This is a genomic window from Streptomyces sp. NPDC091279 (assembly GCF_044757465.1).
Taxonomy (GTDB): domain Bacteria; phylum Actinomycetota; class Actinomycetes; order Streptomycetales; family Streptomycetaceae; genus Streptomyces.
In genome coordinates, this window is record NZ_JBIVVA010000007.1 from 225,592 (window position 1) to 250,924 (window position 25,333).

Here is a 25,333-nt window from a genome sequence, read left to right on the forward strand (position 1 = left end):
TTTTTGGGGAGACTGGCCGTGAGGCGGGAGAGACGGGGCGCAACGGGACGGCCGAGAGCACAGGCGGAGGCACGATGTCCGGGACGGACGCGGCGGCACGAACGGCCGGAGAAGGGCATGACCTGCGGCGCAGCCTGGGCTTCCGGGATCTTGTCGTCTATGGGCTGCTGTTCATCGCGCCGATGGCCCCCGTAGGGGTGTTCGGAACCCTGGACGCGAAGTCGCACGGCGCGGTGGCGCTGGTCTACCTCGTCGCGACGGTGGCGATGGCGTTCACGGCGTTCAGTTACGCGCAGATGGTGCGGGTGGTCCCGCAGGCGGGCTCGGTGTTCGCCTACGCGCGCGTGGCGCTCGGCAAGGAGGCCGGGTTCGTCGCGGGCTGGATGGCGATGCTGGACTACCTGCTGATCCCGGCGGTCGCCTACCTGTTCTCCGGGATCGCCATGAACTCCCTGGTTCCCGGCGTCTCGCGCTGGGTGTGGACGGCGATCGCGGTGGTCGTCACCACGCTGCTGAACCTGTGGGGCGTGCGGGCCGCGGCCCGGGTCGGCTTCCTGGTCCTGGCGATGGAGATCGTGGTCCTGCTGGTCTTCGTCGTGTCGGCGATCGTCGTCCTCGCGCGCGACGGCGCCCAGCGCGGCTGGCTCTCGCCGTTGACGGGCGACGGTTCGCAGGGCGCGTTCGCGCTCTCGGCGGTGATCGGCGCGGTGTCGATCGCGGTGCTGTCGTATCTGGGCTTCGACGCGATCGCCTCCTTCGCCGAGGAGGTCACGGGCGGTTCGCAGAAGGTCGCCCGCGCGGTGCTGTTCTGCCTGGCGCTCGCGGGCGTGCTGTTCGTGGCGCAGACCTATCTGGTCGCGCTCCTGGAGCCGACGACGTCCGCCCAACTGGCCGCCGACCCGGGCAAGCAGGGCTCGGCCTTCTACGACGCCGTGGACGTCTCGGTCGGAAGCTGGCTGCACGACCTGGTGGCGGTGAGCAAGGCGATCGGCGCGGCGTTCGCGGCGCTGGCCGGACAGGCGGCGGCCGGCCGCCTGCTGTTCGCGATGGCCAGGGAACGGCGGCTGCCGCGCGCCCTGTCGAAGACGGACTCCGGCGTGCCCCGGCGCGCGCTGCTCTGTGCGGCCGTGATCACGATGGTCGCGGCGGTCTGGGCGGCCGACCGGGACGACGGCCTGGACCACCTGGTGTCGGTCGTCGACATCGGCGCCCTGACGGCGTTCACGCTGCTGCACGCGAGCGTGGTGGGCTGGTTCGCGGTCCGGCGCGCCGGGGGCCCGGTGAGCTGGTGGAAGCACGTCCTGATCCCGGTCCTGGGCGCGGCCATCACGATCGCGGTGATCGTGGAGGCCTCCGGCACGGCCCAGGTGGTGGGCGCGGTGTGGCTGGTGATCGGCCTGGTGATCCTGATCAGCCAACGAGGCTGGACAGAGGCGTGACGACCGCCTGACAGCAGCCCGACCGGCAGGACGACTGGGCTTGCGGGGGCCTCGGGCCGATCTGAGGCTGGCGGCGGGCTGGGGGCGGGGCCCGTTCGGGGAAACGGGGGCTGCGGGCGGGGTCTGGGGGTGTTTTTGCAGGTGGGGGGTGTTGTCAGTGGGGGCCGTTAGTCTCGGCGGTATGGCTGCCAATACGTCTTCGGAGTCGCCGCTTCCTGTCGGGGAGGTGTCGCGGCTGATCGGTGGGTGGGTCGATCGCCTCGGTGCCATCTGGGTCGAGGGGCAGATCACCCAGTTGTCGCGGCGACCCGGTGCCGGGGTCGTGTTTCTGACGCTGCGTGATCCGTCGTACGACATCTCGATCAGCGTCACCTGTTATCGCCAGGTGTTCGAGGCCGTCGCCGATGTCGTCGGGGAGGGCGCGCGGGTCGTCGTGCACGCGAAGCCCGAGTGGTACGCGCCGCGTGGGCAGTTGTCGCTGCGGGCCGCCGAGATCAAGCCGGTCGGGGTCGGGGAACTGCTGGCGCGTCTCGAACAGTTGAAGAAGTCGCTGGCCGCCGAGGGGCTGTTCGCGCGGGAGCGGAAGAAGCCGTTGCCGTTCCTGCCGCAGCTGATCGGGCTGGTGTGCGGGCGGGCGTCGGCCGCCGAGCGGGACGTCCTGGAGAACGCCCGGCACCGCTGGCCCGCCGTCCGCTTCGAGGTCCGCAACGTCCCCGTGCAGGGCGTCCACGCGGTCCCCCAGGTCGTCCAGGCGGTCAAGGAGCTGGACGCGATGGCGGAGGTCGACGTCATCGTCGTCGCGCGCGGGGGCGGCAGTGTGGAGGACCTGTTGCCGTTCTCCGACGAGCAGTTGGTGCGGGCGGTCGCGTCCTGTCGTACGCCGGTGGTGTCCGCGATCGGGCACGAGCCCGACAGTCCGCTCCTCGATCTGGTCGCCGACCTGCGGGCGTCCACGCCGACCGACGCGGCCAAGAAGGTCGTGCCGGACGTCGGTGAGGAGCTGGAGCGGGTGGACGGGCTGCGGAACCGGGCGCGCCGGTGCGTGGAGGCCGTTCTCGCGCGGGAGGAACGCGGGCTGGCGCACGCCCTCGCGCGGCCGTCGATGGAGGACCCGCACCGCATGATCGACGAGCGGGCCGACCATGTGGCGTCCCTCGTCGACCGCTCCCGGCGCACGCTGGGCCATCTCCTGGACCGCGCGGACTCGGAGCTGACCCACACGCACGCGCGCGTGGTGGCGCTCTCCCCCGCCGCCACCCTCCGGCGCGGGTACGCGGTGCTCCAGAAGGCCGACGGTCATGTGGTGCGGGCCCCGGAGGAGATCGCGGCGGGCGAGCCGCTGCGGGCGCGGGTGGCCGAGGGCGAGTTCACGGTTCGAGTCGATGAGAGCGATGCGTAGGGTGGGCGGAATGACCGGCAAGGTGGCGGAAGAGACCCTCGGGTACGAGCAGGCCCGGGACGAGCTGATCGAGGTCGTACGGCGCCTGGAGGCGGGCGGGACGACCCTGGAGGAGTCCCTCGCCCTCTGGGAGCGCGGCGAGGAGCTGGCCAAGGTGTGCCGCCGCTGGCTGGAGGGCGCCCGGGCCCGCCTGGACGCGGCCCTCGCGGAGGAGAACTCCGAGGACGGGGACGGGGAGTAGACGACGGGGGGGGGCGGTTACGCCGTTTTCAACGCCTTCGCCATTTCCGTCAGCTGGGCGAACGAGCCCGTGCCCGCGACCACCGTCGTCGCGCCCTTGCCCGGCAGGACGAGCGCGTCGTAGCGGCCGCCGGTGTAACGGGTCCAGGTGCGGCCGTCGATCTCCTGGGTGACCTTCGTCTCCTCGGCGCCCTGGCTCGCCTCGTCGACGAACGTCGACTGCTTCTGGGTCGACTGCTCTATCTGCACGTACTGCCCGTCGGGGGCCTGGAAGCCGAGGTGCCAGGCGTCGAAGGCGTCGCCCTTGAAGCGGACCGAGGTCGCCTTCCACTCCTTGGCCAGGCCCTCGGGCGCGGCCACCGGGTAGGCGGCGGCGCGGCGCGCCGTCAGCAGTTCGACACGGTAGTCGACACGTTTGACGTCGGGAGCGGAGTCGTTGTGCGGGATGAAGACGTAGATGACCGCCGCCGCGACCCCGATGAGGGCCAGCGAGAGAATCATGTCCCGGACCGTCTTCTGCTTACCGTTCGAACCTGCCACGCCCCTATCGTCGCAGGTGCCCCACCCCGCTCATCCGTGGGGCCCCCTGCTCATTTTGTCGGACTGGAGATAGAGTCGGAGTCACCCTCATCCGGCCGTCGTCGTATCAGAAAGGTGCGCTCCGATGACCGAGCATCATCACTTGCCGTCCGAGCTCGAAGTCCCCAGCGAAGCTCCCGACCGCAACCTCGCCCTGGAACTCGTCCGCGTCACCGAGGCCGCCGCCATGGCCGCCGGTCGCTGGGTCGGCCGGGGTGACAAGAACGGCGCCGACGGCGCGGCCGTACGCGCCATGCGGACCCTCGTCCACACCGTGTCGATGAACGGCGTCGTCGTCATCGGCGAGGGCGAGAAGGACGAAGCCCCGATGCTCTTCAACGGAGAGCGCGTCGGCGACGGCACCGGGCCCGAGTGCGACATCGCCGTCGACCCCATCGACGGAACGACCCTCACGGCGAAGGGCATGACCAACGCGATCGCCGTGCTGGCGGCCGCCGACCGCGGGTCGATGTTCGACCCGTCCGCCGTGTTCTACATGGACAAACTGGTCACCGGGCCCGAGGCGGCGGACTTCGTCGACATCAACGCGCCCGTGTCGGTCAACATCCGCCGGGTCGCGAAGGCCAAGCGGTCCACGCCACAGGACGTCACCGTCGTCGTTCTCGACCGGCCCCGGCACGCCGGGCTCATCGAGGAGATCCGGGAGACCGGCGCGCGCATCAGGCTGATCGCCGACGGCGATGTCGCCGGGTCGATCCTCGCGCTGCGCGAGGGCACCGGCGTCGATCTGCTCCTCGGCGTCGGCGGCACGCCGGAGGGCATCATCTCGGCGTGCGCCGTGAAGTGTCTCGGGGGCACGATCCAGGGCAAGTTGTGGCCCAAGGACGACGCGGAGCGGCAGCGCGCGATCGACGCGGGGCACGATCTCGACCGGGTGCTCACCACGGATGACCTCGTGTCGGGGGAGAACGTGTTCTTCGTCGCCACGGGCATCACCGACGGGGAGTTGTTGCGGGGGGTTCGGTATCGGTCGGAGACCGCCACGACCGACTCGATCGTGATGCGGTCGAAGTCCGGGACCGTGCGGAGGATCGACTCCGAGCATCGGCTCAGTAAGTTGCGGGCGTACAGCGCGGTGGACTTCGACCGGGGGAAGTGACGCCCCACGGGGTGGGGGCCCAGGAGCAACGCCCACGGGGTGGGGGGACCTGTTCGACCAGCGGCTGACGGTCGGTGGGGGCTGGTCGCGCGGTTCCCCGCGCCCCTTACCTGCGTGGCCCCTCCCCCAGTTGGAGAGCGAGGGAGCCCTACCCCCCCCGTTCTCCCTAGTGGGCGTCCCCTGGTGTGGATAGGGGGCGCCCGTCTGCTTGGGGTCAGCCGGCTTGGGCTATGTGGTTGGTGGCTGTGGCTGCCTTTTTGAGTTCTACGTCTCGGCGACGGCGGCGGGCCAGGACCACGCGGCGTTCGGCGGCGGTGAGGCCGCCCCAGACGCCGTAGGGCTCGGGTTGCAGGAGCGCGTGTTCGCGGCACTCGACCATCACCGGACAGCGGCCGCAGACACGCTTGGCCGCCTCCTCACGGGAGAGCCGGGCGGCGGTGGGCTCCTTGGACGGTGCGAAGAACAGGCCCGCCTCGTCGCGCCTGCACACCGCCTCGGTGTGCCAAGGGGCGTCTTGGTCCCTGTCCGGCACTGGCACCCGCTGCGCCGGAACGGCAGTTACCTGCAGGGACGAATGCGGCGGTTGCAGCACGGTCTACTCCTGACGACGGCTTCGCGAGCGAGCGACGATGCGCAAGGCCTACCCGCTGTGCGCGGGCCTATGCACTGAGTTCCCAACCGCTGGATTTCGGGGAGTTGAGCGTTCCGTTTCAATTCGGGGCGTCAGGGTCTTCAACGGTCCAGGTGGCGGCGTGCCTTGCGGTCGACGGCCTTGTCGACCGTGCGCTGCACCCGGTCGAGGATGTCCGCGACGAACCTGCCGCGCTTCGGGCGTGCCTCGATGTTGCCCAGCACGGCCCAGCCGTCGACGTGGACGACCGGCGCGTTCGGGTCGCCGGAGTCGAGGTGGTCCACCTCGAAGTTGCCGAGGACGCCGCCTCCGGTGCCGCGCAGCGAGACGTTCTCCGGGACGCGGACCTCGACGTTGCCGAAGACCGAGAGCGCCTTGATGACGACCTGCTGGTACTCGAACAGCGCCTCGCTGAGGTCGATCTCCACGCTGCCGAACACCGCGTACGCGTGGATGCGGCGACCCGCTCGCCAACGGCCCTTGCGGACGGCGCTGCTGAACACCGCCACCACGTGGTCGTCGGGGTCGGCCGGGAGGGCCTGTCGGGCGGGGCCGAGGGGCGCCGAGGTGAACGCCGGTGCGGCCGGGCGGGTGTGCGCGGCCGGCAGGTCCTGGACGAGGGGTTCGAGCTGGCCGACGGTCTTGGCGCGGTAGACGCCCTCGATCCGCTCGGCGTGCTCGTCTGCGGTCAGCCGGCCCTCCGCGAGGGCCTCGCGCAGGATGTCGGCGAAACGGTCACGGTCGGCGTCGGAGGCGCGCAGCTCGGCGGTCTCGGGCGCCGTGTCGGCCTGCGGGGCATGCTTCTGAAGGTCCACGGCAGCAGCGTACCCAAACGCGATAGATCGCGACCAGGGGTGTGGATAAACCTCTCCGACCCGTTCCCAGCGCCTCCCGGCCTCTCCCGACGCCCCTCGCTGCCTCCCGGCGCCTCCCGACCCCTCCCGACGCCTCTCGATGTCTCCCGGCGACCGCCTCGCCGTTTCTCCCCGCTTCCTCCCGGCTTCCCCTCGATGACGTGCGGGCGGGGTGTCGTTCTCACAACTGAGCCTTACCTAACCAGCGGCGCCTTCGGGGGCGGTTCTACGCTGAGGTGGCCCGCCAGTGTCGGCGGGTCGTCGTCCGTCGAGTGAGGAATGGGCTGAGATGCCTGAGTTCGCATACACCGATCTGCTCCCCATGGGAGAGGACTCCACGCCCTACCGGCTGGTGACCTCCGAGGGTGTCTCGACGTTCGAGGCCGACGGGCGGACGTTCCTCAAGGTCGAGCCCGAGGCCCTGCGCACGCTGGCGGCCGAGGCCATCCACGACATCCAGCACTATCTGCGCCCCGCCCACCTGGCCCAGCTGCGCCGGATCGTCGACGACCCCGAGGCGTCCGGCAACGACAAGTTCGTGGCGCTCGACCTGCTGAAGAACGCCAACATCGCGGCGGCCGGGGTGCTCCCGATGTGCCAGGACACCGGCACGGCGATCGTCATGGGCAAGCGCGGGCAGAACGTCCTCACCGAAGGTGAGGACGAGAAGGCCCTCTCGCACGGCATCTACGACGCCTACACCAAGCTGAACCTGCGCTACTCGCAGATGGCCCCGGTCACCATGTGGGAGGAGAAGAACACCGGCTCCAACCTCCCCGCGCAGATCGAGCTGTACGCGACCGACGGCGGCGCCTACAAGTTCCTCTTCATGGCGAAGGGCGGCGGCAGCGCCAACAAGTCGTTCCTCTACCAGGAGACGAAAGCCGTCCTGAACGAGGGCTCCATGATGAAGTTCCTGGAGCAGAAGATCCGTTCGCTGGGCACGGCCGCCTGCCCGCCGTACCACCTCGCGATCGTCGTCGGCGGGACGAGCGCCGAGTACGCGCTGAAGACCGCGAAGTACGCCTCCGCGCACTACCTGGACGAGATCCCGGCCGAGGGGTCGCCGCTCGGGCACGGGTTCCGGGACAAGGAGCTGGAGGAGAAGGTCTTCGAGCTGACGCAGAAGATCGGGATCGGCGCGCAGTTCGGCGGCAAGTACTTCTGCCACGACGTGCGGGTGGTGCGGCTGCCCCGGCACGGTGCCTCCTGCCCGGTCGCCATCGCCGTCTCCTGCTCGGCCGACCGGCAGGCCGTCGCGAAGATCACCGCCGAGGGCGTCTTCCTTGAGCAGTTGGAGACCGACCCGGCGCGGTTCCTGCCGGAGACCACCGACGAGCACCTCGACGACGCGTCCGACGTCGTGCGCATCGACCTCAACCAGCCGATGGACGACATCCTCGCCGAGCTGACCAAGTACCCGGTCAAGACCCGGCTCTCGCTCACCGGACCGCTCGTCGTCGCCCGTGACATCGCGCACGCGAAGATCAAGGAACGCCTCGACGCCGGCGAGGAGATGCCGCAGTACCTCAAGGACCACCCGGTGTACTACGCCGGGCCCGCGAAGACGCCGGAGGGGTACGCGTCCGGGTCCTTCGGGCCGACGACCGCCGGGCGCATGGACTCCTACGTCGAGCAGTTCCAGGCGGCCGGGGGGTCCAAGGTGATGCTCGCCAAGGGCAATCGCAGCAAGCAGGTGACCGACGCGTGTGATGCGCACGGGGGCTTCTACCTCGGTTCCATCGGGGGGCCTGCCGCGCGGCTCGCGCAGGACTGCATCAAGAAGGTCGAGGTCGTCGAGTACGAAGAGCTCGGCATGGAGGCGGTCTGGAAGATCGAGGTCGAGGACTTCCCGGCGTTCGTCGTCGTCGACGACAAGGGGAACGACTTCTTCCAGGACCCGGCGCCCGCGCCGACGTTCACGTCGATTCCGGTGCGGGGGGCTGGGCTGGGGTGAACGCCGTGGGGGTGGCTGGGGGTGGTTTCTCGCCCCCGCCGCCCTTACCCGTCCCACCACGAGGGGCTCCGCCCCTCACCCCGCCAGGGGCTCCGCCCCTCACCCCGTCGGGGCTGCGCCCCTGAACCCGCTGGGGGTGCGCGCCTGGACCCGCTGGGGGGCACGCCTGGACCTGCCGGGGTGGGCGCGTGAACCCCACCGGGGCCGTGTCCCCGGACCCCGTCGGGGCTGCGCCCCTGAACCCGCTGGTTGGCCAACGGCCGTTGGCCATTGAGCGTTGGCCAACGCCGGTGGGCCAACGCTGGCTTAGCCCACGCCAGTTGGCCAACAGTGGTGGGCAAACGCAGGTGGGCCAACGCCGGTGGGCCAACGCCCGTTGATCGGCATCGGCGCGCCAACGGCCGTTGGCCATCGGGCGGGACCTGTAACCGCTGGTGAGATCGTCGCCGCGCACGCCTATTGGCCTACGTGGGTTGGCCTACGCGGGTTGGCCCACACCAGGTGGCCAACACTCGTTGACCCACGCCTGTTGGCCTACGCCCGTTGGCCCACACCCGTTGGCCCACGCCGGTCGACCTGGGCGAGCTGGCCCACGCCGGTTGGCCAACACTCGTTGACCCACACCCGTTGGTCCACGCCCGTTGGCCCACGCCGGTCGACCTGGGCAGGCTGGCCCACGCCGGTAGGCCAACACCGGCAGGCCAACACCAGTAGGCCAACGCCAGTAGGCCAACGCCCGTTGATCGACACCGGCGCGCCAACGCCCGTTGAGCAACGGGCGGGACCTGCCCCCGCCGGCGAGAGCCTCGCCGCCCACGCCTGTTAGCCCACGCCCGTTGGCCAACGCCGGCAGGCCAACGCCCGTTCGCCGTCGACCAGGACCTGCAACCGCCGGCGAGAGCGTCGCCGCCCACACCCCCTAGCCCACGCCTGTTGGCCTACGCGAGTTGACCCACACCCGGCAGCCAACACCCGTTGACCCACGCCGGTTGGCCTACACGGGTTGGCCAACACCCGTTGACCCACACCCGTTGGCCCACACCCGTTGGCCAACACCCGTTGCCGCACACCCGCCGCCCCACACCCGTTCCCCCCGTGCGCCCTGCCCGCACGCACCGCCCCACGCCCAAGGCCCACCCCCGCCCCGCCAAGCCTTGGCCCCCGCACCCGCACCCGCACCCGCACCCCCCAACGCCCGACGGACCGGTCCTCCTGGATCTCAGGTGGACCGGTCCGGCTGAGTGGTGGGCAGGGGGGCGGGGGCAATTGCCCCGGCCCGGCCTGCACTCTACTTGCAGTTCAGCCAGTCGTAGCCGCCGTTTCCGTTCGGGTAGACCGCCACCTCTGTGCAATTCAGGCCCGTGTTCTGGACGTCCTGGCCGGAATTGAACTCGTACTGGAGAAGGGAACCGGTCGCGGCGCCCTGGCATTGCGTGTCGCCGAACGCCTGAATGGTGAAGTCCTGGCCGCCATTGGTGAAGGTGGCGGGGCTGAAGTGGACGATGTTGCCGGTCGAGGGCATCGCGACACAGACGGAGCCGCCCTTGGGCGGGAAAGCGAGCTTCACGCTGCCGGTTCCGGACGGGACCTGGCTCTTGTTGACGACGACCTCCCACTGGCTGGCCGCCGACGCCGTCGACGTGGTGACGCCGAGCAGCGTGACGGCCGCGACGCCCGCACCGAGGCCGAGACGGACCGCGCGGTTGCGGAGGAAAGAGGAACGGTTCGAGAACATGAAAAGGCTCCCTGGATTGACCGGAGTTCTCTGGCGAGTTCTTATCCTGGGAACACCGCGAACCGCTCCACTAGAGGCAAACATCACCGCGCCTTATCTCTTACGGGTTCTTTACACACCCCTCCTGGTTCCGATGATGTTTGCCTCTATTGCGGGCCGTGCGGCGTCGACAGGATTCGGGCAAGGGAAAACCCCCGTTGCTCGGTCCTTCATAAAGAAACGGACGCATCATGAAGATGATTGCGCGCAAGCGTCTGCTCGCCCCCGTCAGCGTCGCCGCGGTGGCCATGGTCGCCCTCGCCGCCGCCCCGGCCTCCGCCACCTCGATCACCATCCACGTCGGGAGCCAGCGCATCCCCTCCGGCGCGGGCTGCGTCTACGTGACGGACGACATCTCGGGCGGGTCGGCCGGGGGCATCAAGTTCACCTCGGGCGGCACGGTCACCGTCACCGGCATCGACGTCAACGCCGGCGACACCGTGTTCTTCGACTACCGCGACTCCAACTGCGACCGGACCACCATCCGCCAGGACAGCTACACGGCGCCCAGCGACGTCGCCAGCGGTGTCTGGAACATCAACTAGCCCTACCTCGCGACGACTTCGACCCCGGCGCCGGCTCAGCAGGCGTCGGGGTCCGCCGGCGTTCGCGCCGCGTCCCGTGTCGCCAGGTGGCCGAGCCAGTACAGGATCGCCTCCGACTGCCGGTGCACGCCGAGCTTGGTGTAGACGCGGCTGAGGTAGTTGCGGACCGTCTTGTCGGTCAGGGACATCGCCTCGGCGACCTCCCGCACCCCGAGCCCCGCCGCCAACAGGTCCATCAACTGCCGTTCCCGCAGCGACAGATGCGGGAGACAGGAGGGTGGGGGAAGGATCGGGCCGGGCGGGTGCGGGAGTGGGGACACGGGCGGGATCTGCTCCGCGCCCGGAGCCTCCCTCGCCGGTGCCTCCGCGTCCGACCCGTCCCTCGGCGCCGTTGCCCGGCCGGGGCGGTCTCTGGTCGCCTCCTCCGCGCGGGACCGGCAGGCGGCGCCGACCCGTTCCGCGGCTATCTCCGGGTCCAGGATGCTGGCCCCCCGTGACGCGCAGACCAGCGTCTCGGCGAGCGGGAACGCGTACCGGTTCTCGATCAGATAGCTGGCGGCGCCGTGGTCCAGGGCGAGCGCGACGTCGTTCCAGTCGAGGCGGGGCGCGAGGACCATCACGGGCGGGAGTTCGCCCTCGGCCGCCGCCGCGAAGTGCCGTACGCGGTGGCCCATTCCGGCGCCGTAGAAGAGCACGACGTCGTCGCCCGCGCGGATCTCGTGCGGCGTGCCGACCAGTCGGGCGGCCACTCCGGTGAGCCGTGCGGGCCGGTGGCCCTGGGGGTTGACCAGGGCAACTGACAACGATGTCGGCACTAATACGTCCGACTGGGCAGTGAGGTGGGAGGACACGACTGCTCCATATGGGGGGTTACGACACCGGAGCCCGATACGGTGGGGTCGCCCCGATGTGTTTGAACTTTTTAGCACACTATTCAATGACAGACCGTGCGGTAAGGCACAGGTCCACCACAGCGGGACATGAGAGAGGGACGGGAGCGGACGGCGGGCCCGGCGTACTGTCGGGCGTGGAGGTGATCGGCGCATGGCCGACAGGAACACGGCGGACGGTTTCCGGATCGAGCACGACTCCATGGGCGAGGTCCGGGTGCCCGCCGGCGCGAAGTGGCGGGCCCAGACCCAGCGGGCGGTGGAGAACTTCCCGGTCTCCGGGCAGCGCATCGAGCGCGCCCACATCGAGGCGCTGGCCCGCATCAAGGGGGCCGCGGCGAAGGTGAACGCCGAACTCGGCGTCGTCGAGGGGGACATCGCCGACGCGATCCAGCAGGCGGCCCGCGAGGTGGCCGAGGGGAGGTGGGACGAGGAGTTCCCGGTGGACGTCTTCCAGACCGGGTCGGGCACGTCGTCCAACATGAACGTCAACGAGGTGCTCGCCACCCTGGCCACCGAGCGGCTCGGCCGGGACGTGCACCCCAACGACCATGTGAACGCCTCCCAGTCGTCCAACGACGTCTTCCCCTCCTCGATCCACATCGCGGCCACCGCCGCCGTCACCCACGACCTCGTGCCCGCCCTGGAGCATCTCGCCGCCGCCCTCGGGCGCAAGGCGGAGGAGTTCGCGGACGTCGTGAAGTCGGGGCGCACGCACCTCATGGACGCCACTCCGGTGACCCTGGGCCAGGAGTTCGGCGGGTACGCGGCGCAGGTGCGCTACGGCGTGGAGCGGCTCACCGCGTCGCTCCCCCGGCTCGCCGAACTGCCCCTGGGCGGCACCGCCGTCGGCACCGGCATCAACACGCCGCCCGGCTTCTCGGCCGCCGTCATCGCGGAGGTGGCCCGCGCCACCGGGCTGCCGCTGACCGAGGCCCGCGACCACTTCGAGGCCCAGGGCGCCCGGGACGGCATCGTCGAGACCAGCGGACAGCTGCGGACCATCGCGGTCGGCCTGACGAAGATCGCCAACGACCTGCGCTGGATGGCGTCGGGGCCGCGCACCGGGCTCGCCGAGATCAGCCTGCCCGACCTCCAGCCCGGTTCCTCGATCATGCCCGGCAAGGTCAACCCGGTGATCCCGGAGGCCGTTCTCATGGTCGCCGCGCAGGTCGTCGGCAACGACGCCACGGTGGCCACCGCCGGGGCCGCGGGCAACTTCGAGCTGAACGTCATGCTGCCGGTCATCGCGAAGAACGTGCTGGAGTCGATCCGGCTGCTCGCCAACGTCACCCGGCTGCTCGCCGACCGGACCGTGGACGGCATCGTCGCGGACCGCGAACGGGCCCGCGAGTACGCCGAGTCGTCGCCCTCCGTCGTCACCCCGCTGAACAAGTACATCGGCTACGAGGAGGCCGCCAAGGTCGCCAAGGCGTCCCTCGCCGAACGCCGGACGATCCGTCAGGTGGTCCTGGACGGCGGCTATGTGGAGCGCGGCGACCTGACCGTCGAGCAGCTGGACGAGGCGCTGGATGTCCTGCGGATGACACGCCCGTAACCGGACGCGAACCTTTGGCTCCCGGCCGTGCGAACCGTGACCCGCGCCGCAGCGTCGTATGCCGCAGGCACCTAATATCTGTGCATGGCAGACGGTGGAGCGGTGAGCGCGGACGTGGAGCGGGTGACGGCGGGCGGTCCGACGGGTTTCTGGGACCCCGGGAGTCAGATCCTGTGGCGTTACCGGGAGAACGGCGGCGCCCGCCTCCACATCGTGCGCCCGGTCACCGTCGTGCGCGACGACGCCGAGCTGCTCGCGGTCTGGCTGGCGCCCGGCACCGAGTGCGTGCGCCCGGTCCTCGCCGACGGTACGCCCGTGCACCAGGAGCCGCTGGAGTCCCGTTACACCAAGCCGCGGACGGTCCAGCGCGACCGCTGGTTCGGCACCGGGGTGCTGAAGCTGGCGCGGCCGGGCGAGCCCTGGTCGGTGTGGCTGTTCTGGGAACCGGGCTGGGAGTTCAAGAACTGGTACGTGAACCTGGAGACGCCGCTGGCCCGTTGGGCGGGCGGGGTGGACTCCGAGGACCACTTCCTGGACATCACCGTGCAGCCGGACCGGGCGTGGGACTGGCGCGACGAGGACGAGTTCGCGCAGGCGCTGCGGGACGGTCTGATGGACCCGGAGCAGGCCGCGCGGGTGCGGGAGGCCGGGCACGCGGCGGTGGCGGCGATCCGCGCCTGGGGGCCGCCGTTCAGCGAAGGTTGGCAGCACTGGCGCCCCGATCCGTCGTGGCCTGTACCGTCACTCCCGGAGGACTGGGACCGTACGCCCGCGCATGTGTCCCCATGAGACCCTTGCTGCGCCCCCGGGCCGCAACCGTAGGATCGTCCTCCGCAAGGGCGCACAGCAGCAACTCCCGGAGCATGCGCCGGGCTTGGCCGAACGTGACCGAGGGGCGGCAGGACGTGAGCGAGGGGTACGAGGACACCGTTGCGAGCCGCAGAGGGTTCGCCGGTGGCACAGGAAGAGCCTCTGACCACGCGGAAATTCCGTTCCTGGGGCGCGTTTTCCGGGTATCGGCACTTCTGCGGGACGAACCGCGCGCACGGCGCGCAGCCCCGGACGGACGGATTCGACACGCGTGACGGAGCACCCCATCTCCTTCGAACGCCCCCAGCCGGGCGTCGACCCCGCGGACCCTCGCGGGGCGCTCCTGCACACCCCCGCGCAGGTGCCCGTCGCCCCGGCGGCGGCCTTACCTGCGCAGGCCCGCACGGGTGAGCCGCCGGAGCCCGCGCCGCCCTGCGGCCAGGCCAAGAGCGCGGCCGGCAGCGACACCGAGCACTCCCAGCCCGACGCCGACGAGCCGGGCACCCACCGGCCGCGCCCGGCGCCCGAGGGCATCCCCGCCCAGCCGGGTGCCGAGGCCGAGCGCGCGGTGGCCCTGGGCGACGCCGAACGGCGCTCCGGCAAGGGGCTGCCGCCGGGACAGCCGACGCCGATGCGGCGCGACGGCGACCGGCTGCGCTTCGTGGGCGCCGCGACCCGGCGGATCGCCCGCGGCATCGACCTGGACGAGATCGTCATGGGGCTGTGCCGGGCGACCGTACCGACGTTCTCGGACGCGATCCTGGTCTATCTGCGCGACCCGCTGCCGGTCGGCGACGAGCGGCCCACCGGGCCCCTGCTGCTGCGGCTGCGGCGCACCGACCGGATACCCGCCGAGCGGGACACCGAGGGCGGTTTCGCGCCGGTCGCGCCGCCGGAGCCGTCCGAACTTGACATCGTCGGCAACGAGTTGTGCGAGGTGCGGCCCGGCAGCGCGCTCGCGGAGGTGCTGCGCGGGGTCCGCCCGGTCTTCACCGACGCCCCCGCCGCCCGCGCCGCGCTGCCCGAACTGCTCGGTGAGGGCGGCGAGTTCACCGTCCCCGGCGGACAGCGCGCGATCCTCGCCCCGCTGCGCGGCCGACGTCGGGTGATCGGCGCCGCGCTCTTCCTGCGCCGCCCCGAACGCGTCGCCTTCGAGGCCGACGATCTGCTGGTCGCCGCCCAACTCGCCACGCACAGCGCGCTGGGCATCGACAAGGCGGTCCTGTACGGCCGTGAGGCGTACATCGCCGACGAGTTGCAGCGCACCATGCTGCCGGAGAACCTGCCGCGTCCGACGGGCGTACGGCTGGCGTCCCGCTACCTCCCGGCGGCCGAGACCGCGCGGGTGGGCGGCGACTGGTACGACGCGATCCCGTTGCCCGGCAGCCGGGTCGCCCTCGTCGTCGGCGATGTCATGGGCCACTCCATGACGTCGGCGGCGATCATGGGCCAGCTGCGCACCACCGCGCAGACCCTGGCCGGGCTCGACCTGCCGCCGCAGGAGGTGCTGCACCACCTCGACGAGCAGGCCCAACGGCTGGGCAGCGACCGCATGGCGACCTGCCTGTACGCCGTCTACGACCCGGTCTCGCACCGCATCACCATCGCCAACGCCGGTCATCCGCCGCCCATCCTGCTGCATCTGGGCGGCCGGGCCGAGGTCCTGCGGGTGCCCGCGGGGGCGCCGATCGGGGTCGGCGGCGTCGACTTCGAGGCCGTCGAGCTGGACGCGCCCGCCGGAGGCACCCTGCTGCTGTACACGGACGGTCTGGTGGAGTCCCGGCTGCGGGACGTGTGGACCGGCATCGAGCAGCTGCGCGAGAAGCTGGCCGCGACGGCTCAGCTGACCGGGCCCGACCATCCGCCGCCGCTGGAGGCCCTCTGCGACGAGGTGCTCGACATGCTCGGCCCGGGTGACCGGGACGACGACATCGCGCTGCTCGCCGCCCGCTTCGACGGGATCGCGCCGAGCGACGTCGCGTACTGGTTCCTTGAGCCGGAGGACGCCGCTCCGGGGCGGGCCCGTCGGCTGGCTCGCCGGGCCCTGTCCCGCTGGGGCATGGAGGACCTGACCGACTCGGTGGAACTGCTGGTCAGCGAGGTCGTGACGAACGCCGTGCGGTACGCGACCCGGCCGGTCACGCTGCGGCTGCTCCGTACCGACGTGCTGCGCTGCGAGGTCGGCGACGACGTGCCGCAGCTGCCCCGGCTGCGGCAGGCGCGCGCCACCGACGAGGGCGGCCGGGGTCTCTACCTGGTCAACCGGCTGGCCCGGCGCTGGGGCGCCACCCGGCTCAGTACCGGGAAGGTGGTCTGGTTCGAGCTGAACCGGAACTGAGGGGCTCCGTCGCGGGTGCCGGGGAGGCTTCCAGCGCAGGTGCCGGGGCTGATGGTCGGGGTCCGAAGTTGGATCACGTCCAAAAGTTGCCGACTTCGTGTGGGAAGCGTTGACTACTGGGGTACGCGAAACGACCTGACCCGATCCATCCCCGGATCACGGAGGCACTCGTGACGCAGACACCCCGACAGAATCCCTACACGACGAGCAACGCGGGCATTCCCGTGGAGAGCGACGAGCACTCGCTCACCGTCGGGGCGGACGGCCCGATCCTGCTCCAGGACCACTACCTCATCGAGAAGATGGCGCAGTTCAACCGGGAGCGGGTCCCCGAGCGCGTGGTGCACGCCAAGGGCAGCGGCGCGTACGGCGTCCTGGAAGTCACCCACGACGTCAGCCAGTTCACCAAGGCGGACCTCTTCCAGCCCGGCAAACGCACCCAGATGCTCGCGCGTTTCTCGACGGTCGCCGGTGAGCAGGGCTCCCCCGACACCTGGCGCGACCCGCGGGGTTTCGCGCTGAAGTTCTACACCGAGCACGGCAACTACGACATGGTCGGCAACAACACCCCGGTGTTCTTCGTGCGGGACCCGCAGAAGTTCCAGGACTTCATCCGCTCGCAGAAACGCCGGCCCGACAACGGCCTGCGCGACCACGACATGCAGTGGGACTTCTGGACCCTCTCCCCCGAGTCCGCGCACATGGTGACGTGGCTGATGGGCGACCGCGGCATCCCGAAGAGCTACCGGCACATGAACGGCTACTCGTCGCACACCTATATGTGGGTCAACGGCGGCGGCGAACGGTTCTGGATCAAGTACCACCTCAAGACCGACCAGGGCATCGACTTCCTCACCCAGGCCGACGCCGACCGGCTGGCCGGCGAGGACCCGGATCTGCACCGGCGTGACCTGTTCGACGCGATCAAGGGCGGCGAGCACCCGTCCTGGACGGTGTATGTGCAGGTCATGCCGTTCGAGGACGCGCCGGGTTACCGGTTCAACCCGTTCGATCTGACCAAGGTGTGGCCGCACGGCGACTACCCGCTGATCGAGGTCGGCCGGATGACCCTGAACCAGAACCCCGAGGACTACTTCGTCCACATCGAGCAGGCCGCGTTCGAGCCGTCGAACCTGGTGCCCGGCATCGGCCCGTCGCCGGACAAGATGCTGCTGGGCCGGCTGTTCTCCTACCCGGACACGCACCGCTACCGGATCGGCGCGAACTACACCCAGCTGCCGCCCAACCGGCCGCACTCCCCGGTGAGTTCGTACGCCAAGGACGGCGCGATGCGCTACGAACCGGCCCGGGTCGGCGCCCCCTACGCCCCCAACTCCTACGGCGGCCCGGCCGCGGACACCGACCGCTTCGGCGACATCGCGGGCTGGCGGGCGGCGGGCGAGATGGTCCGCGAGGCGTACGCCCTGCACTCCGAGGACGACGACTTCGGGCAGGCCGGCACGCAGGTCCGCGAGGTCCTCGACGACGCGGCCCGCGACCGCCTCGCCGACAACATCACCGGCCACCTCAAGGACGGCGTCTCCGCCCCGGTCCTCGCCCGCGCCCTCCAGTACTGGCGCAACGTCGACAAGGAACTCGGCGACCGGATCGCGGGCGCCTTCAACGGAGGCTGAGACCGGAGAGGCAGCTGACACCCGAGAGGCAGCTCCTCCCTGAGAGGCAGGGGAACGACAAGGGGCGCCCGGCAGCTCGCCGGGCGCCCCTTCTTGTCAGCTGTAGGTGGCCTCGCCGCTAGCCACCCGGGTTGAACGGGTCGTCCAGACCCCCGGTCGGGGTCTCGGTCGGCGTCTCGGTCGGGGTCTCGGTGGGGGTCTGCGTCGGCGTCTGCGTCGGGGTCTCGGTCGGCGTCTCGCTCTGCGTCGGCGTCTGACTCGGGGTCTGGCTCGGCGTCTCGCTGGGCGTCTGGCTCGGCGTCACGGTGGGCGTCGGGGTCACCGTGGGCTCCACGGCCGCGCCCTGCGTGGTGTCCAGGTCGAAGCGGGCGTCCTTGTCCGAGACCCCGAAGGTGTACGCGGCCCAGATCTGCGCCGGGAAGCCACCGCCGTTGACCCGGTCGAGGCCGCCGGCGCCGTACATCGCGACCTGGGCGCCGTTCTTCTGGGCCTCGCCGAACAGGCCCACCGAGGTGACCAGGTCGGGCGTGTAGCCGGTGAACCAGGCCGACTTGTTGTTGTCGGAGGTACCCGTCTTGCCGGCGACCTTACGGCCGTCGCGCTCGGCGTTGTCCCGCACCGACGTCTTGGCCGTACCGTCGTCGACCACGCCGGTCAGCACCGAGGTGACCGTGTCGGCGGCCTCGGTGCTGATGACCTGGTCGCCGATCGGGTTCGGCAGCTCGACCGAACGCTTGCTGTTCTCCACGGACTTGATGATGGACGGCGTGACCTTCTTGCCGTGGTTGTCGAGGGTCGCGTACACGCCCGCCATCTGAAGGGGGCTCGCGCCCATGGTGCCCAGGGTCTGCGCGGGCACCGCCTTCAGGCCCTCGGTGTCCATGCCGAGCTGGCCGCCGACCTTGAGCACGTGTTGCATGCCGACGTCCACGCCCAGCTGCGCGAAGACGGAGTTGACGGACTTGTTCATCGCCGTCTGGACGGTGATGGGGCCGTAGTTGCCGTCGTCCTCGTTCTCCGGGGCGAAGCCGACCTTGACGCCGTTGTCCACGACCGGGCGCTTGCTGGTGCCGTCGTAGATCGTGTCGGCCGTGATCTGGGTGCCGTTCTGCGTCTTGGCGTTCTCGTCGAGGGCCGCGGCGAGGATGACCGGCTTGAACGTCGAGGCCGGCTGGTAGTCCGTGCGGGTCGCGTTGTTGCGGAAGTGCTTGTAGTAGTCCGTGCCGCCGTACATCGCGACGACCGCGCCGGTCTTCGGGTCGACGGACGCGGCACCCGCCTGGACGTCCCCGTCGACGGAGCGTTCCTTCGCGTCCAGCTTGCTGGTCAGCTGCGACGTCGCGGCCTTCACCAGCGCCGCCTGCCGCTTCTTGTCGATGTTCAACGTGATGTTCCAGCCGCCCGCCCGGACCATCGACAGCGCCTCGTCGAGGTTGTCGGCGGTGCCCTGCGTGACCAGTTGCCTGGCCAGCTGGTTGTTGGCCGCGTCCACCAGGTAGCCGACCTGACCGCCCATGCCGGGCGCCGCCTTGGGCTCCTTGGGGGTCGGGAACGTCATGGCATCGCGCTTGGTCTTGTTCAGCCAGTCCTGACCGACCATGTTGTTCAGAACGTAGTTCCAGCGCTCCTTGACCAACTTCTTACCGGTCGGGGTGGCGATGGCCCAGTCGTACTGGTTCGGCGCCTGGAGCAGCGCGGCGAGATAGGCGCCCTGCTGGACGTCGAGCTTCTCGGCGTCGATCCCGTAGTAGGCCTGGGCGGCGGCCTGGATGCCGTAGGCGCCCCGGCCGTAGTAGCTGGTGTTGATGTACCCGGCGAGGATGTAGTCCTTGGTCTTCTCGCGGTCCAGCTTCAACGAGATGACCAGCTCGTTCAGCTTGCGCGTGATCGTCTGGTCCTGCGTCAGGTAGTAGTTCTTGACGTACTGCTGGGTGATCGTCGAACCACCCTGCGCGCCCTTGCCGGAGAGGGTGTTGATCAGGCCTCGGGCGGTGCCCTTGAGGTCGACGCCGGAGTCCTGGTAGAAGCTCTTGTTCTCCGCGGCGACGAAGGTGTAGCGCACCTCCTTCGGCACCTTGTTCAGGCCGACGATCTCGCGGTTGCGCTGGCCGTCCCGGGTCATCAGGGAGCCGTTGCTGTACTTGTAGACGTTGCTCTGGAGCTGCGCGTCGGCGTTGCCCGCGGGGATGTCGATCATCATGTACAGCACCACGAAGGCGCCCATGCCGAGCAGGCAGAGACCTATCAGGGTGCCGACGATCTTCTTCCAGGTGAACATCCGGCGTATCAGGCTCCGGCCGTCCTTGCCCTTGCCCTTGGTGCGGCCGCGTCCCTTGCCCTGTGCCGCCCTGCGGGCCTCGGCGCGTCCCCCGACGCCGGGAGACGGGTTCCCGGACGGAGGTGGGGGCGGTGCCGTCGTACGGCCGCCCCGCTGTCGCGCTCTTCTCTCGTCCGCGCGTCCCATTGGTCCGTTCCGCTCCGCTTCGTTCACGTGTGTTCAGAAGTCACACAGGTTCGCCGCCAAGGTCAGCTCAGAAAGCTAACACCGGGAGATGTACCAAAGGTCCGGTGGTCCCGCCTTTTGTGGACGTGACAATCAGCACCCGCCCCGATGGAACCGACGGCCGAGAGGGGTGAAGGGTTGCCCGGCCGGGTAATGTGATAGCACTTAGCTAGAAACAAGAACCCATACCTACGGGGGAACCTGATGACCACGCAGCCATCCACACCCGACGCCGACGCGCCCGACCTGCCCGAGATGCCCGCCCCGCGCGTGCGGGAGTTCACCGCGCACAGCGCCGGTGGCGGACTCGCCCTGCTGCTGTGCCTGGTCGGGCCGCTGGCCGGGATCGCCCTCATCGCCGTCGGCGCCACCCTCGAACCGGCGGGCACCAAGGCCACGTTGATCATCGTCGGCATCCTGGTGGTGGTCGCCGCCTTCATCGCCATGGGCGGCCTGAACAACGTCGCTCCGGGCGAGGCACGGGTCGTCCAGCTCTTCGGGCGCTACCGGGGGACCATCCGGCAGGACGGGCTGCGCTGGGTGAACCCGTTCACCTCCCGCACCAAGATCTCCACCCGGGTGCGCAACCACGAGACCGCCGTCCTCAAGGTGAACGACGCCTACGGCAACCCCATCGAACTCGCCGCGGTCGTCGTGTGGAACGTCCAGGACACCGCGCAGGCCGTCTTCGAGGTCGACGACTTCCTGGAGTTCGTCGCCACGCAGACCGAGGCGGCCGTCCGGCACATCGCCATCGAGTACCCCTACGACGCCCATGACGAGGGCGGCCTCTCGCTGCGCGGCAACGCCGAGGAGATCACCGAGAAGCTCGCCGTCGAACTGCACGCGCGCGTGGAGGCGGCCGGCGTGCGGATCATCGAGTCCCGGTTCACGCACCTCGCCTACGCTCCCGAGATCGCCTCCGCGATGCTCCAGCGGCAGCAGGCCGGGGCGATCGTGGCGGCGCGGCGGGAGATCGTCGACGGCGCGGTCGGGATGGTCGAGGCGGCGCTCGGGCGGATCTCCGAACGGGGGATCGTGGAGCTGGACGAGGAACGGAAGGCGGCGATGGTGTCCAACCTGTTGGTCGTGCTGTGCGGGGACCGGGCGGCGCAGCCGGTGCTGAACACGGGGACGCTCTACCAGTGACGGAGTCTTTGGAGGGTTCGGGCTCTCAGGGGCGGCCGCGGCAGCGCAAGCAGGTGCTGTTGCGGCTGGACCCCGCGGTGCACGACGCGCTGGCGCGCTGGGCCGGGGAGGAGTTGCGGTCCGCCAACGCGCAGATCGAGTTCCTCCTGCGGAGGGCGTTGAAGGACGCGGGACGACTGCCGGGCGAGGCCGGGCCGCTCCCCCGGCGCGGGCGCCCCCCTGGAGGCTCCGCCCCCAGACCCCCGACGGGCTGATTGCGTCGACCCTCTATGCGCGGTGGGTATACACAGCAGGTATACCCACCGTGTATAGTCCTCCCCATGTCCATCGGTCACACACTCCTAGGGCTCCTTGAGTCCGGGCCCCGGCATGGTTACGACCTGAAGCGGGCCTTTGACGAGAAGTTCGGTCATGACCGGCCGTTGCACTACGGCCAGGTCTACTCGACGATGTCCCGGCTGCTGAAGAACGGTCTGGTCGAGGTCGACGGCATCGAGGCGGGCGGGGGGCCCGAGCGGAAGCGGTACGCGATCACCGAGGCGGGGATCACCGACGTCGAACGGTGGCTGGTGACGCCGGAGCCGCCCGAGCCGTATCTCCAGTCGACCCTGTACACCAAGGTCGTGCTCGCGCTGCTGACGCGGCGGGACGCGGCCGATGTGCTCGACACGCAGCGGTCGGAGCATCTGCGGATGATGCGCATCCTCACCGACCGCAAGCGCAAGGGCGATCTCGCCGACCAACTGATCTGCGACCACGCCCTGTTCCACCTGGAGGCGGACCTGCGCTGGCTGGAGCTGGCCACGGCGCGTCTCGACAAGCTCCGTGAGGCGGTCAACCCGTGACGCACCCCGCCGGTTCCCTGCTCGCCGCCGACGACCTGCGCAAGGCGTACGGCAGCACGCTCGCGCTCGACGGCGCCGCGTTCTCCATCCACCCCGGCGAGGTCGTCGCCGTCATGGGCCCCTCCGGGTCCGGGAAGTCGACGCTGCTGCACTGCCTCGCCGGGATCGTCACCCCGGACTCCGGGTCGATCCGGTACGACGGCCAGGAGATGGCCACCATGAACGACACGCAGCGCAGCGCCCTGCGCCGCTCGGAGTTCGGATTCGTGTTCCAGTTCGGCCAGTTGGTGCCGGAGCTGACCTGCGTGGAGAACGTCGCGCTGCCGCTGCGGCTGAACGGCACCCCGCGCAAGCTCGCCGAACGCACCGCGCTGTCCTGGATGGAGCGCCTGGAGGTGGACGGCCTCGGCGGCCAGCGCCCCGGTGAGGTCTCCGGCGGACAGGGCCAACGGGTCGCGGTGGCACGGGCGTTGGTCACCGACCCGCGGGTGGTGTTCGCCGACGAGCCGACCGGCGCCCTCGACTCCCTCAACGGCGAGCGGGTGATGGAACTGCTCACCGAGGCCGCGCGCACCGCCGGTGCCGCCGTGGTCCTGGTGACCCACGAGGCCCGGGTGGCCGCCTACTCCGACCGCGAGATCGTCGTACGGGACGGCAGGTCACGGGACATGGAGCGCGCGGTATGAGCCCCCGGCAGTGGTCGAGAGACCTGGGGCTGGGCGTCAGGTTCGCCTTCGGCGGCGGGCGCGAGGGATGGGTGCGGGCGCTGCTCACGGCCGTCGGCGTGGGGCTCGGGGTGGCGCTGCTGCTGATCACCACGGCCCTGCCGAACGCCCTGACCGTCCGCAAGGAACGGGAGGCGGCACGCCAGGACGCCACCTATGTCTTCACGCCGGTGAAGAAGGCCGCCGACACCTTCGTCGTCGCGGACAACGACACCGAGTTCCACGGCGCCGACGTGCGCGGCCGGCTCCTCGAACCGGAGGGCGTCAAGGCGCCGTTGCCGCCCGGGCTGCACCGGTACCCGGCCGCCGGGGACATGGTCGTCTCGCCCGCGCTGAAGGAGCTGCTGGACTCCGCGGCCGGCAAGGAGCTGCGGACGCGGCTGCCGTACCGGGTGTCCGGGACCATCGGCGAGGTCGGCCTGATCGGCTCGCGGGAACTCGCCTACTACGCGGGCGTGTCCGGCCTCGCGGACCGGATCGACCCGCCGACCGTGGCCCGGCTCGACCACTTCGGCAGCACCGCCCCGAACGGCTCCGAAGACCCCGTGATGGCGCTGCTGATCCTCGTGGTGTTCGTGGTGCTGCTGATGCCGGTCGGGGTGTTCATCGCCGCCGCCGTGCGCTTCGGCGGCGAGCGCCGCGACCGTCGGCTGGCCGCGCTGCGACTGGTCGGCTCGGACAGCCGGATGGTGCGGCGGATCGCGGCGGGCGAGGCGATGGCGGGCGCGCTGCTCGGGCTCGTGTTCGGCGCCGGTTTCTTTCTGATTGCCCGTCAGATCGCGTCCAGCGTCGAGGTGTTCGGGGTCAGTGTGTTCCCGAGCTACCTCACCCCGGCCCCCGCGCTGGTCGCCCTGGTGCTGCTGGCGGTCCCGGCGGCGGCGGTGCTGGTGACGCTGCTCGCGCTGCGCGGGGTCGTCATCGAACCGCTCGGCGTGGTCCGCACGACGAAGCCCGCCCGGCGTCGGCTGTGGTGGCGGCTGCTGCTGCCGGTGGCCGGTCTGGCCGCGCTGTACCCGATGATCGGTCAGGGCGACGACGGCGGCACCTTCAACCAGTACCTGGTCACCGGCGGTGTCCTGCTGCTCCTGGTCGGCGTCACCGCGCTGCTGCCCTGGGTCGTCGAGAGCGTCGTCACCCGCCTCGGCACCGGCCCGCTGTCCTGGCAACTGGCGGTCAGGCGGCTCCAGTTGAGCAGCGGTTCGGCGGCCCGCATGGTCAACGGCATCGCGGTGGCCGTGGCCGGTGCGATCGCCCTCCAGATGCTCTTCACCGGCGTCGACGCCCAGTACAGCAAGCAGACCGGCTACGACCTGGAACGGGCGCAGATGCAGATGTCGGTGACCGACCGGGCGCCGGCGTCCCGGGTCTCCGACGCCATGCGGGACACCGAGGGCGTGCGCAAGGTCGTCGCGATCGGCAACTCCCAGATCGGCGACGGCCCCGTGGAGCCGAAGAACAGCACGGAGGTGAGCGTCGGGGACTGTGCCTCGCTGCGTGAGCTGGCCGCGCTGCCGAGCTGCCGGGACGGCGACGTCTTCGCGCTGACCGGCGGCGCGGAGGACTCCTGGACGACGTCGGTGCTGACGTCGCACAAGAAGCTCTACCTCAACCCCTCCTTCAGCGACGAGGAGCCGCTGGGCCGGGTCGCCTGGCAGCCGCCGAAGGACCTGAAGCAGGCGCGGACCCGCACGGACCCGACCGGCATGAAGCGGTCCGGGCTCCTGGTCACCGACGGCGCGCTGCCCAGCGCGGCGGCGGCCGGGGTGCACAGGGTGGTCTATCTGTCCCTCGACCCGAAGGTGGCGGACGCCAAGGAGCATGTGCGCGACACGGCGGCCGGTGTCGATGTCCTGCTCCAGCCGGAGACGCTGGTCGCCACGGAGCGCACGGCGGAGTTCGCCACGCTGCGCACCGGGCTGTTCGTGGGCGCGGCGGCGGTCCTCGCGCTGATCGGCGCGAGCCTGCTGGTGGGGCAGTTGGAGCAGTTGCGGGAGCGCAGGAAGCTGCTGTCGTCGCTGGTCGCCTTCGGTACCCGGCGGCGCACGCTGAGCCTGTCGGTGCTGTGGCAGTCGGCGCTGCCGGTCGGCCTCGGGCTGCTGCTGGCCGCCGTGGTGGGGCTGACCCTGGGCACGGTGCTGCTGCGGATGGTCGGCGCGCAGGTGCGGATCGACTGGGCCGGGGTGCTGGCGATGAGCGGCTTCGGCGCGGCGGTCGTGATGGCGGTGACGGCGTTGAGTCTGCCGCCGTTGCTCCGCCTGATGCGCCCGGAGGGCCTGCGCACCGAGTAACCACGCCCACGACGCCGCCGGGCCCCTCCCCCGCCCGTGGGGAGGGGCCCGGTTC

At 70.7% G+C, this 25,333-nt stretch carries 21 protein-coding genes; 15 read left to right on the forward strand and 6 right to left on the reverse strand.

Features of this window, described 5'->3' with window-relative positions:
• Positions 1-74 precede the first annotated feature (74 nt).
• From ACIQOU_RS19460 to ACIQOU_RS19470, 3 genes are all read left to right on the forward strand, one after another.
• Positions 75-1,439, forward strand: a complete 1,365-nt coding sequence (locus ACIQOU_RS19460; protein WP_401537989.1) for an APC family permease — start codon at positions 75-77, stop codon at positions 1,437-1,439.
• A gap of 181 nt (positions 1,440-1,620) precedes the next feature.
• Positions 1,621-2,838, forward strand: a complete 1,218-nt coding sequence (xseA, locus tag ACIQOU_RS19465; protein ID WP_401537990.1) for an exodeoxyribonuclease VII large subunit — start codon at positions 1,621-1,623, stop codon at positions 2,836-2,838.
• A gap of 10 nt (positions 2,839-2,848) precedes the next feature.
• Positions 2,849-3,079 (forward strand): exodeoxyribonuclease VII small subunit, encoded by a 231-nt coding sequence (locus ACIQOU_RS19470; RefSeq protein ID WP_401537991.1) that lies wholly within the window; start codon positions 2,849-2,851, stop codon positions 3,077-3,079.
• A gap of 17 nt (positions 3,080-3,096) precedes the next feature.
• Here ACIQOU_RS19470 and ACIQOU_RS19475 read toward each other — a convergent pair whose 3' ends face one another.
• The gene (locus ACIQOU_RS19475) at positions 3,097-3,618 is read right to left on the reverse strand and encodes a DUF4245 domain-containing protein (protein WP_401537992.1); all 522 of its coding nucleotides are present in this window, start codon (positions 3,616-3,618) and stop codon (positions 3,097-3,099) included.
• 124 nt (positions 3,619-3,742) lie between these two features.
• Between ACIQOU_RS19475 and glpX the strand changes: the two genes are divergently transcribed.
• The gene (gene glpX, locus ACIQOU_RS19480; RefSeq protein WP_401537993.1) at positions 3,743-4,777 is read left to right on the forward strand and encodes a class II fructose-bisphosphatase; all 1,035 of its coding nucleotides are present in this window, start codon (positions 3,743-3,745) and stop codon (positions 4,775-4,777) included.
• A gap of 214 nt (positions 4,778-4,991) precedes the next feature.
• Here the strand turns inward: glpX and ACIQOU_RS19485 are convergent, their stop codons facing one another.
• Positions 4,992-5,369: a WhiB family transcriptional regulator gene (locus ACIQOU_RS19485; RefSeq protein ID WP_401537994.1), complete on the reverse strand. Its 378-nt coding sequence runs from the start codon at positions 5,367-5,369 to the stop codon at positions 4,992-4,994.
• A gap of 140 nt (positions 5,370-5,509) precedes the next feature.
• Positions 5,510-6,223 (reverse strand): DUF1707 domain-containing protein, encoded by a 714-nt coding sequence (locus ACIQOU_RS19490; protein ID WP_401537995.1) that lies wholly within the window; start codon positions 6,221-6,223, stop codon positions 5,510-5,512.
• A gap of 328 nt (positions 6,224-6,551) precedes the next feature.
• Between ACIQOU_RS19490 and ACIQOU_RS19495 the strand changes: the two genes are divergently transcribed.
• Positions 6,552-8,219 carry a fumarate hydratase gene (locus tag ACIQOU_RS19495; RefSeq protein ID WP_401537996.1) on the forward strand — a complete coding sequence of 556 codons (1,668 nt, stop codon included), beginning with the start codon at positions 6,552-6,554 and terminating at the stop codon, positions 8,217-8,219.
• A gap of 1,288 nt (positions 8,220-9,507) precedes the next feature.
• On the opposite strand, the gene ACIQOU_RS19500 is transcribed toward ACIQOU_RS19495, so the two are convergent.
• A complete protein-coding gene (locus ACIQOU_RS19500; protein ID WP_401537997.1) occupies positions 9,508-9,954 on the reverse strand; it encodes a hypothetical protein in 447 nt (148 codons plus the stop codon).
• 230 nt (positions 9,955-10,184) lie between these two features.
• Between ACIQOU_RS19500 and ACIQOU_RS19505 the strand changes: the two genes are divergently transcribed.
• Complete coding sequence (locus ACIQOU_RS19505) at positions 10,185-10,538, forward strand: hypothetical protein (RefSeq protein ID WP_401537998.1); 354 nt, start codon at positions 10,185-10,187, stop codon at positions 10,536-10,538.
• A 35-nt stretch (positions 10,539-10,573) separates the two neighbouring features.
• On the opposite strand, the gene ACIQOU_RS19510 is transcribed toward ACIQOU_RS19505, so the two are convergent.
• Positions 10,574-11,341 (reverse strand): LuxR C-terminal-related transcriptional regulator, encoded by a 768-nt coding sequence (locus ACIQOU_RS19510; RefSeq protein ID WP_401537999.1) that lies wholly within the window; start codon positions 11,339-11,341, stop codon positions 10,574-10,576.
• Between the two features lie 241 nt (positions 11,342-11,582).
• Between ACIQOU_RS19510 and ACIQOU_RS19515 the strand changes: the two genes are divergently transcribed.
• The 4 genes from ACIQOU_RS19515 (at position 11,583) to ACIQOU_RS19530 (ending at position 17,768) form a co-directional block, all read left to right on the forward strand.
• Positions 11,583-12,986, forward strand: coding sequence for a class II fumarate hydratase (locus tag ACIQOU_RS19515; protein WP_401538000.1), 1,404 nt, complete (start codon positions 11,583-11,585; stop codon positions 12,984-12,986).
• 84 nt (positions 12,987-13,070) lie between these two features.
• Positions 13,071-13,775, forward strand: coding sequence for a DUF402 domain-containing protein (locus tag ACIQOU_RS19520; protein ID WP_401538001.1), 705 nt, complete (start codon positions 13,071-13,073; stop codon positions 13,773-13,775).
• Between the two features lie 292 nt (positions 13,776-14,067).
• Positions 14,068-16,134, forward strand: coding sequence for a SpoIIE family protein phosphatase (locus tag ACIQOU_RS19525; protein ID WP_401538002.1), 2,067 nt, complete (start codon positions 14,068-14,070; stop codon positions 16,132-16,134).
• Between the two features lie 170 nt (positions 16,135-16,304).
• Positions 16,305-17,768 (forward strand): catalase, encoded by a 1,464-nt coding sequence (locus ACIQOU_RS19530; RefSeq protein ID WP_401538003.1) that lies wholly within the window; start codon positions 16,305-16,307, stop codon positions 17,766-17,768.
• Between the two features lie 118 nt (positions 17,769-17,886).
• Here the strand turns inward: ACIQOU_RS19530 and ACIQOU_RS19535 are convergent, their stop codons facing one another.
• The gene (locus ACIQOU_RS19535) at positions 17,887-20,232 is read right to left on the reverse strand and encodes a transglycosylase domain-containing protein (RefSeq protein WP_401538004.1); all 2,346 of its coding nucleotides are present in this window, start codon (positions 20,230-20,232) and stop codon (positions 17,887-17,889) included.
• Positions 20,233-20,475: 243 nt separating this feature from the next.
• On the opposite strand from ACIQOU_RS19535, the gene ACIQOU_RS19540 reads away from it, so the two are divergent.
• The 5 genes from ACIQOU_RS19540 (at position 20,476) to ACIQOU_RS19560 (ending at position 25,278) form a co-directional block, all read left to right on the forward strand.
• Entirely contained in the window at positions 20,476-21,420 is a 945-nt protein-coding gene (locus ACIQOU_RS19540) for an SPFH domain-containing protein (RefSeq protein WP_401538005.1), read from the forward strand.
• Positions 21,417-21,674: a hypothetical protein gene (locus tag ACIQOU_RS19545; RefSeq protein ID WP_401538006.1), complete on the forward strand. Its 258-nt coding sequence runs from the start codon at positions 21,417-21,419 to the stop codon at positions 21,672-21,674. The genes ACIQOU_RS19540 and ACIQOU_RS19545 overlap by 4 nt, the downstream gene beginning before the upstream one ends.
• Before the next feature lie 66 nt (positions 21,675-21,740).
• Positions 21,741-22,265 (forward strand): PadR family transcriptional regulator, encoded by a 525-nt coding sequence (locus ACIQOU_RS19550; protein WP_401538007.1) that lies wholly within the window; start codon positions 21,741-21,743, stop codon positions 22,263-22,265.
• On the forward strand, positions 22,262-22,951 hold the full coding sequence (locus ACIQOU_RS19555) for an ABC transporter ATP-binding protein (protein ID WP_401538009.1): 690 nt from the start codon (positions 22,262-22,264) through the stop codon (positions 22,949-22,951). Before ACIQOU_RS19550 ends, ACIQOU_RS19555 begins: the two co-directional genes overlap by 4 nt.
• Complete coding sequence (locus tag ACIQOU_RS19560; RefSeq protein WP_401538011.1) at positions 22,948-25,278, forward strand: FtsX-like permease family protein; 2,331 nt, start codon at positions 22,948-22,950, stop codon at positions 25,276-25,278. Before ACIQOU_RS19555 ends, ACIQOU_RS19560 begins: the two co-directional genes overlap by 4 nt.
• Positions 25,279-25,333 lie beyond the last annotated feature (55 nt).

Bases quoted from the DNA above. Each gene is read 5' to 3' on its own strand.
- ACIQOU_RS19460 (WP_401537989.1), top strand. From the start codon at position 75: ATGTCCGGGACGGACGCGGCGGCACGAACGGCCGGAGAAGGGCATGAC.
- xseA (WP_401537990.1), top strand. From the start codon at position 1,621: ATGGCTGCCAATACGTCTTCGGAGTCGCCGCTTCCTGTCGGGGAGGTG.
- ACIQOU_RS19470 (WP_401537991.1), top strand. From the start codon at position 2,849: ATGACCGGCAAGGTGGCGGAAGAGACCCTCGGGTACGAGCAGGCCCGG.
- glpX (WP_401537993.1), top strand. From the start codon at position 3,743: ATGACCGAGCATCATCACTTGCCGTCCGAGCTCGAAGTCCCCAGCGAA.
- ACIQOU_RS19495 (WP_401537996.1), top strand. From the start codon at position 6,552: ATGCCTGAGTTCGCATACACCGATCTGCTCCCCATGGGAGAGGACTCC.
- ACIQOU_RS19500 (WP_401537997.1), bottom strand. From the start codon at position 9,954: ATGTTCTCGAACCGTTCCTCTTTCCTCCGCAACCGCGCGGTCCGTCTC.
- ACIQOU_RS19505 (WP_401537998.1), top strand. From the start codon at position 10,185: ATGAAGATGATTGCGCGCAAGCGTCTGCTCGCCCCCGTCAGCGTCGCC.
- ACIQOU_RS19515 (WP_401538000.1), top strand. From the start codon at position 11,583: ATGGCCGACAGGAACACGGCGGACGGTTTCCGGATCGAGCACGACTCC.
- ACIQOU_RS19520 (WP_401538001.1), top strand. From the start codon at position 13,071: ATGGCAGACGGTGGAGCGGTGAGCGCGGACGTGGAGCGGGTGACGGCG.
- ACIQOU_RS19535 (WP_401538004.1), bottom strand. From the start codon at position 20,232: ATGGGACGCGCGGACGAGAGAAGAGCGCGACAGCGGGGCGGCCGTACG.
- ACIQOU_RS19540 (WP_401538005.1), top strand. From the start codon at position 20,476: ATGACCACGCAGCCATCCACACCCGACGCCGACGCGCCCGACCTGCCC.
- ACIQOU_RS19550 (WP_401538007.1), top strand. From the start codon at position 21,741: ATGTCCATCGGTCACACACTCCTAGGGCTCCTTGAGTCCGGGCCCCGG.
- ACIQOU_RS19560 (WP_401538011.1), top strand. From the start codon at position 22,948: ATGAGCCCCCGGCAGTGGTCGAGAGACCTGGGGCTGGGCGTCAGGTTC.